This is a genomic window from Bradyrhizobium sp. (assembly GCF_049512235.1).
Taxonomy (GTDB): domain Bacteria; phylum Pseudomonadota; class Alphaproteobacteria; order Rhizobiales; family Xanthobacteraceae; genus Bradyrhizobium.
This window is the reverse complement of record NZ_JBEKXH010000478.1, coordinates 1-5,438: the sequence shown is the minus strand read 5'-3', so window position 1 is coordinate 5,438 and position 5,438 is coordinate 1. Positions and strand designations below refer to the sequence as shown.

Below are 5,438 nucleotides of genomic sequence, written 5' to 3'. Positions count from 1 at the left end.
CCCTCGATGGGCAGATCGAAGGCGGTTTCGGCCGGATAGGTTGCGCCGTGCACGAACAGGAGAATTTTATTCGGGGAGGTTTCTGCGCCCGAGGGATGCTTGTTGCGCACGAACAGCTCAATCCCCGGCTCGCCGGAGGGGATCATGACGTCTGTTGTGATCAGCTCCCGGCTCCTCTCCTGTGCGGCGGCGCCCGCGAAGGCGCCTGCCACAAGACACGCCAACGACATCTGAAGAAACCTGCTGGTCATCGCAGTGCTCCCGGGACATTCTAATTTGGGGCCGCCCGTTGCGCCGCGCGCGCTCGAGCCGACCGGAGACCCCATGCTCGATTCGGTCGAAGGCAGCGTCAAGGATAATATGGCCCCCGGACAGGCCGTCGGCGCCGCCCTCAGGCGGCGAGATGCCGCGCTGCGGCGAGGCCGGCGAGCGCCTCGGTGAGCTTTTCACGATCGAGCGGCTTGATCAGGAAGCCGTCCATCCCGGCTTCGAAGCAGGCGTAGCGATCCTCCACCAGCGTGTTGGCCGTGAGCGCCAGGATCGGCGTCGGCCGGCCGTGCTGGCCTATCTCGCGCTCGCGGGCGCGGATTTTCCGGGCGGTCGCGATACCGTCGAGTTGCGGCATCTGGATATCCATCAGCACCAGATCATAGGGCGTGCCGGCGGACCGGGCGGCCAGCCAGGATCCCAGCGCCTCCTCGCCATTGGTGGTTATGACGACCTGATGTCCCAGCCGGGTCAGAAGATAACGCATCAGAAGCGCGTTGATCTCGTTGTCTTCCGCCACCAGGATTGAAAGACCGTGCGTTGGCGCCGGGGTTGGGGCTTCGGCGTGCTGGTGCAGCTCGACGATCGGATCGTCGGCAAGACTGAGGGCAGGAGCTCCCGGCGAAGCGCTCAGGCGCGCCGCGAGCGAGGCCGCCCGCAGCGGTTTGACGAGGTAGCCGGTGAAAGCCGAAGCGGCGGAGGATTGCAGTTCATGCCGCATCGCAGGCGTCAGCATGACGATGCGGTGCGCGGCGTGCGCCCGCGCCGCCTTGGCCAGCACCGCGACCTCGTCAGCGCCGAGCGCGCGATCGAGCAGAACGGCGTGCCAGGATCGCTCCGGCAACAGCGCCTGTGCCACCGCGATATCTGTGGCCATGCAGGTCTGGCCGCCCCAGCGTCGCAGCCGCCGGGCGACCAGCGTTGCCTCGATGCTCTGGGGCGCCACCAGCAGGATCGACTGACCGGTCAAATCAGGCACCGCAAACGCCTGTTGGACACCGCCATGCCCGTCCTGGGCGGCAAGCGGCACCGACACCTCGAAGGTCGATCCGCTCCCCGGGGTACTCTGCAGCGTGATCCGGCCACCCATCCGCTTGACGATACGCTCGGAAATGCTCAGGCCGAGGCCGGTGCCGCCATAGCTGCGGGCGATGCCTTCGTCGGCCTGCTCGAACTCGCGGAAAATCCGCGTCTGGGCTTCCGGCGCGATGCCGATGCCGGTGTCGCGCACCTGGAAGCTGATTTCACCATTTAAGGCCCCTGGCTCGACGATCAGTGCGACGCCGCCGGTCGCCGTGAATTTGATGGCATTGCCGGCCAGATTGAGCAGGATCTGCCGCAGCCGCGCGGCGTCGCCGACCACTTCCGCCGGCAGCCGTTCGTCGACATAAGCGGCGATTTCGAGCCGTTTGGCTTGCGCCCGCGGCGCCAGCAGTTCGGTGACATCCTCGATCAAGGCGGCAAGCGCAAATGGGAAGTGTTCGAGATCGATCTTGCCGGCTTCGATCTTGGAATAGTCGAGCAATTCCTCGATCAGCGACAACAGCGCTTCGCCGGAGCTTTTCACGGCTTTGGCGTAGGTCACCTGCTCCGGCGTCAATGGCGTTTCCAGCAGCAGACTGCTCATGCCGAGGATGCCGTTCAGGGGGGTCCGGATCTCGTGGCTGGCCATCGCCAGGAAGCGTGACTTGGCGCGGCTGGCGGCGTCGGCCTGGTCGCGGGCCTCGGCCAGCGCCCGTTCGGTCTCGGTGCGGTCGGTGACGTCGCGGCCGACGCATTGCAGTTCGGCCGGCTGGCCGGCATCCGATCGAACCAGGGCTTCGCGCCAGGCGATCCATCGCGGCCCCGTGGGGACGGCAATCCTCTGGTCATGGATCCGCGTGCCATCGCCCTCCAGCACGCTGTCGCCCTGCTCCAGCACATCGAAGGTGAACAGGCTTCCGAGCAGCGCGCTGCGCGGCTTGAGCGCCAGTTTGCAGAAGGCGTCGTTGACGAAGGTGATGTACCCTTGCGCATCGCGCAGCACGATCAGGTCGCCCTGCTTTTCGAACAGGCTCCGGGCGCGCTCCTCGGCCTCTCGCAATTCCCAATTACGGTCGGCCAGGGCTTCGCTGTGCTGTGCGATCCTGCCGAGCTTCTTGTGCAGGAAGCGCAGCCGGATGCTCAAGGTCGCGAGCGCGACGCAGGCCAGCGCAAACAGGAAACTGGCGCCGATGGCGAAGGAATGGGGATTATAGCCGGACTGTTCGGATCGGCTGCCGGCAATGAACCCGTAGGCGCCGCCAAAGGCGGCGGAGAAAATCGTGAACGAGCGCAGCGTGAAGACCAGCCATGAATGCCGTCGCTTGAAACGCCTTATGCCGAGCTTGATCCTGAAAAGCCGCCCCATCGCCGACACCCCCGGAAATTGCCCAGCCACGCCTTGTCCTGCGATCACCATGCAATGGCGGTCTTGCAGAAACCATTGAGGTCCGATGGCGTCGCGCCATGGGCTGCAATCAGGGTTAATGCAGAGTTGGAAAAACTCACAGCGATGCCGCTTGCAGGGCGCGCTGTGCGGCGCCGGCGCCGACGACGAGGGCGGCGGCTTCGCGTGCGGTAAATGTCTTCGAGCGGACAAAAATCCGATAATCGGCGGGACCGACCTCGGTCAGATAGATCACCGGCGCGTCGCTTGCGGCAATTGCCGAAATCGCCACCAGCCTGGTTGCCGCATTGACCTCGCAGCTTGTGGCCTCGGCGCTATCGGCATCGTCGACAACGGCGAAATCGGCCGCCTCGGCGCTGTCGGCGATCTGGACCCGGACGGTCGCGCGCGCCGGATCGTCGGTGAAACTGACGTGAAGCTGGGCCTGCCAGGGCGCCGAGGTGATCTGGACCAAGGCCTCGCCGATCGCGATACAGGGGCGCGGGCCGGGCAATAGCCCGCCGCGCGCAAACACGGCGGCGGCGATCAGTGGAACGACCGAGGCCAGAATCTTGAAACGCAACATGATACGCCGCCCGCTCGCCGATAAGCCCGGTGAAGAAACGCCGGATTAGGGTTGGCGTAGCGTAAAGGAGAGACATTACCGGCGAGTTGACGCGGCGGCTCGATCGCAGCCATCGACGGATTTCACGCCGCGCGCCTGAGATCGTCGGCCAGTGCGCGATAGGACAGGGCCTCGGCGAGATGCAGCCGGCCGATCTTCTCGGCGCCGTCGAGATCGGCGAGCGTGCGGGCGACGCGCAGCACGCGGTGATAGCCGCGCGCCGATAGCCGCAGGCTCTCGGCGGCATCACGCAACAGTTTTGTGCCCTGGGTATCGAGCTGCGCGATCGTCTCCAGGAGCGAGGCCGGTGCTTCCGCGTTGGTGCGGATCTTCGGCAAGCCCGCGGCGGCATAGCGCGCCCTTTGCAGATCGCGCGCCGCCGCCACCCGGCCTGCGACTTCCGCGGATCCTTCCGCCGATGGCGGCAGGATCAGGTCGGCGGCGGTCACCGCCGGCACTTCGATGCGCAGGTCGATGCGATCCATCAGCGGGCCGGAGATGCGCGTCTGATAATCCGACGTGCAGCGGTCGATGCGGCCGCGCTTGCAGGAATAACCGGGCTCATAGGCGTGGCCGCAGCGACAGGGGTTCATCGCCGCGACCAGCATGAAACGCGCCGGATAGGTGACGCGGTGGTTGGCGCGCGACACCGCGACCTCGCCGTTCTCGAGCGGTTGCCGCAGCGAATCCAGAACCCTGGGATCGAACTCCGGCAGTTCGTCCAGAAACAATACGCCCTGATGCGCCAGCGAGATTTCGCCGGGTTTCGCCCGTATGCCGCCGCCGGTCAAAGCCGCCATGCTGGCGGAATGATGCGGGCTGCGGAACGGCCGTTTGGCGGTCAGCGCGCCGCCCTGGATTTCGCCGGCGACGGAGGCGATCATCGAGACTTCCAGGAGTTCGGACGGCGACAGCGGCGGCAGGATCGAAGGCAGCCTTGCGGCCAGCATCGACTTGCCGGCGCCGGGCGAGCCGATCATCAAGAGATGATGTCCGCCGGCGGCGGCGATCTCGAGCGCGCGTTTTGCACTCTCCTGGCCCTTGATGTCGCGCAAATCGAGCCGATCGGCCGTCGCCTCGTGCACTCTCGGCTGCGGCCGCGACAGCACCTGCGTGCCCTTGAAATGGTTGGCGATCTGGATCAGCGAACGCGCCGCCACGATCTGGATGTCGGGGCTGGCCCAGGCCGCTTCGGCGCCACAGGCCGCCGGGCAGATCAGGCTCTCCTCGCGCGAATTGGCGCCGATCGCCGCCGGCAGCACGCCGGCGACGGCGGCGATCGATCCGTCGAGCCCGAGCTCGCCGAGCACGGTGAAGCCATTGAGGGCGTCGGCTGGAATGGCGCCGATCGCCGCCATCAGCCCGAGCGCGATCGGCAGGTCATAATGGCTGCCCTCTTTCGGCAGGTCGGCGGGCGCCAGATTGACGGTGATGCGGCGCGCCGGCAGCGCCAGGCCGGAGGCGATCAGCGCCGAACGCACCCGCTCGCGCGCCTCCGACACCGCCTTGTCGGGCAGCCCAACGATCGCGAACGCCGGCACGGGCAGCCCAACGATCGCGAACGCCGGCAGTCCTGGCGCGACCTGCACCTGCACGTCGACCGCGCGGGCCTCGATCCCCTCAAAGGCTACGGTCGAAACCCGCTGAACCATGCCCGCCCCTCGCTCCGCGCGCAAGGCTAACGGAAAGCTCGGCGCGGGGCAAGAACATTGAGGGAACACCGGTTGCGGAACTGAGGATCAGTGGATCGACCGCGGCCAACGCTGCGGAATCGATAGCCCCGGCTTCTTATAGACTGGACGCCGCAGTGGCCTTCGGCTAACCGGAAAGAGCAGCTTGCACATCAGCAAGGACAGCCGCAGCGAGAGCTGTGGCGTCAGAAAACACTACCGGCCAAGCTGCATTTGTAGCCGAGCCGACTACCTCGGCGGGCCGATAGCGTTTTGCTCCTACGTCGTTTTGGGCGACTGCGATGTAATCCTCTTCAGCTCCGCTCTTTCTCAGCTCCTCGATGATGGCGCGCTGCCATAACTGGTCGTCCGCCCGATCTATAGGCCAACTATCTTCCAAGAGCAGTGGAAAGCCTAAGCTCTTCAGAATTGCCACAATGTACGTTGCGCAGGTAAGACCCTTGCCCAG

The 5,438-nt window shown here is 66.0% G+C and carries 4 protein-coding genes and 1 pseudogene; all 5 read right to left on the bottom strand.

Going from position 1 to position 5,438, the window contains the following annotated elements:
* Nucleotides 1-212, bottom strand: a pseudogene (locus tag ABSG20_RS29900) (alpha/beta hydrolase); the annotation flags it as partial.
* 179 nt (nucleotides 213-391) lie between these two features.
* A complete protein-coding gene (locus tag ABSG20_RS29895) occupies nucleotides 392-2,656 on the bottom strand; it encodes a PAS domain-containing hybrid sensor histidine kinase/response regulator (RefSeq protein WP_423868063.1) in 2,265 nt (754 codons plus the stop codon).
* A 136-nt stretch (nucleotides 2,657-2,792) separates the two neighbouring features.
* Nucleotides 2,793-3,260: a hypothetical protein gene (locus tag ABSG20_RS29890; protein WP_423868062.1), complete on the bottom strand. Its 468-nt coding sequence runs from the start codon at nucleotides 3,258-3,260 to the stop codon at nucleotides 2,793-2,795.
* A gap of 122 nt (nucleotides 3,261-3,382) precedes the next feature.
* Nucleotides 3,383-4,951: a YifB family Mg chelatase-like AAA ATPase gene (locus tag ABSG20_RS29885; RefSeq protein WP_423868061.1), complete on the bottom strand. Its 1,569-nt coding sequence runs from the start codon at nucleotides 4,949-4,951 to the stop codon at nucleotides 3,383-3,385.
* 166 nt (nucleotides 4,952-5,117) lie between these two features.
* The coding region (locus tag ABSG20_RS29880; RefSeq protein ID WP_423868060.1) for a hypothetical protein at nucleotides 5,118-5,438 on the bottom strand (321 nt) is incomplete at its 5' end.